Source organism: Mangrovibacterium sp. (assembly GCF_059905295.1).
In genome coordinates, this window is sequence record NZ_JBZQJF010000287.1 from 1 (window position 1) to 1812 (window position 1812).

At 41.3% G+C, this 1812-nt stretch carries 3 protein-coding genes; all 3 read left to right on the forward strand.

Annotation, left to right across the window (positions count from 1 at the left end; translation table 11 throughout):
• The first annotated feature begins 166 nt into the window (after positions 1-166).
• The 3 genes from AC37HE_RS14670 to AC37HE_RS14680 are packed head-to-tail and all read left to right on the forward strand — an operon-like array spanning position 167 to position 1643.
• Entirely contained in the window at positions 167-397 is a 231-nt protein-coding gene (locus AC37HE_RS14670) for a hypothetical protein (protein ID WP_500783604.1), read from the forward strand.
• Positions 398-441: 44 nt separating this feature from the next.
• Positions 442-804 (forward strand): IS66 family insertion sequence element accessory protein TnpA, encoded by a 363-nt coding sequence (gene tnpA, locus AC37HE_RS14675; RefSeq protein WP_500783605.1) that lies wholly within the window; start codon positions 442-444, stop codon positions 802-804.
• Positions 801-1643 carry an IS3 family transposase gene (locus tag AC37HE_RS14680; protein WP_500783606.1) on the forward strand — a complete coding sequence of 281 codons (843 nt, stop codon included), beginning with the start codon at positions 801-803 and terminating at the stop codon, positions 1641-1643. The genes tnpA and AC37HE_RS14680 overlap by 4 nt, the downstream gene beginning before the upstream one ends.
• Positions 1644-1812: the final 169 nt, after the last annotated feature.

The following is a 1812-nucleotide window of genomic DNA, read 5'->3' on the forward strand; positions in this document are numbered from 1 at the left end:
CCGCTAACAGCGGTAGCCAGGTTCCGCTGACGCTGCACCCAAATTTTCCTGTGCTGCGCTTCGGAAAACTTCTGGCGTACCGCGACCCGTTGGGCGAAATACTTGGTCTTTAATTGGTAAACTGCTTATAACCTTATGTTTCTATTAGAATGAAAATCAATTCTATATGAATTTTTCGACTGAACCTATTCACACATTAAATCTTCGTGATCATATTTTATTTCCAATGATGCGTGATCATTATAATATGAATAGTGATCAAGCATATTATGAATTAAAAAACCTGCATACAAAGACAGTAGAAGTACTTAGATTAAAAGGAATTAATTATAAAGATTTAAGATCAGTTTTAACACCTAGCTTAAAAAAGGCAGAAGCAGCTTTTGTTCTTTTTTGAACGAAAATTCGAACCGGTTACCTTACTAACCAAGGAGGTATCCGATGTTGTCGGAAATAATCAGAAGTGCCCGTGTATCAGTTAATGGACGTAAGTATTTTACCTCGAAACAGAAAGCCGCTATTGTTGATGCCTGGGAAGCTTCGGGCATGACGGCGGCAGAATTCTGCCGCCGTCATGAACTGATTGCAAATGTTCTTTTACGGTGGCGTAAATCAGCGATACGAGGAGCATCCATGAGCATCAAACATGATGGGGATCTTTATACACGAGCACAAATAGAAGCACTCAGGAAAGAAAATGATGAGCTCAAACGTGCTTTAGCTGAAGCCGAGCTCGATAAGAGAATCCTTAAAAAAAAATTGGAATTGGATGCCCAAAAACAGAAATTGAAGAAGTTCGAATGATTTCAGCAACCGAAAGAACCAGTATAAATCAGGTTATCCGGACACTTGAGCTTTCCAAAGGGGCTCTGTATTACAAGAGACGTTCTTATGTTCGTCGACACATATATCGCAGAGAGATTCATTCGGATTGGTTGGCAGCTGTTAAAAAGATTTGCGATGAGAAATCAACTTACGGAATACCCCGAGTCAGAACGCTTCTTCGGCGTGATTATGGCTTCAACCTCAGTTATTACATGGTTTACCGAATAATGAAGGATGAAGGGTTACTCATACAACGGACGTTTCCTCGGCAGCGCCCAAAGCGCGAACACACGGGGCATATTGCTGTTGAACGACCAAACACTCGTTGGGCATCTGACATAACCGGTATTGTGCCATGGAACCGTGATAAAGGGCGATTCACTTATATCCTTGATTGCTGCGATAGAAATATAATCGCATGGCGCTTTGATCGCCACATTCAAGGATGTGATATTGAACTGATGCTTCAAGAGGCATTGTACAAGCGATTTGGTGGAAAATTACCAAATGGACACGGTGTTGAGTTTCTGCATGATAATGGTCCTGAATACATTGAAAATGAGCTTCAGAAAACTATGACAAAATGGAACGTCACAGACTGTCGTACACCAACATATTCACCGCAATCCAATGGAATGTGTGAAGCATTTAATGGAACGTTTAAACGTGACTATGTGTACGATAATTGTTTAGATGATTTCGAAACTGTCAAAGAACAGATTGGTAAATGGGTTGAGGAGTACAATACATTTGCACCGCATTCTGCGTTGAAAATGATGACGCCTCAAGAATATTTTAACTTAAAAATGGCTGCGTAACCGGTTCGAATTTTAATCGAAAAAAGCACGTACTTCCATGTCGTTTTCACCATACCGGCGCAACTGAACCCGATCGTATTGCGCAACAAACGAGTCGTCTACAGCATCCTGTTCAAAGCAGCTGCACAAACACTGCATGCTCTTGCCGCACGGGATAAATACCTTGGAG

Bases quoted from the DNA above. Each gene is read 5' to 3' on its own strand.
- tnpA (WP_500783605.1), top strand. From the start codon at position 442: ATGTTGTCGGAAATAATCAGAAGTGCCCGTGTATCAGTTAATGGACGT.
- AC37HE_RS14670 (WP_500783604.1), top strand. From the start codon at position 167: ATGAATTTTTCGACTGAACCTATTCACACATTAAATCTTCGTGATCAT.
- AC37HE_RS14680 (WP_500783606.1), top strand. From the start codon at position 801: ATGATTTCAGCAACCGAAAGAACCAGTATAAATCAGGTTATCCGGACA.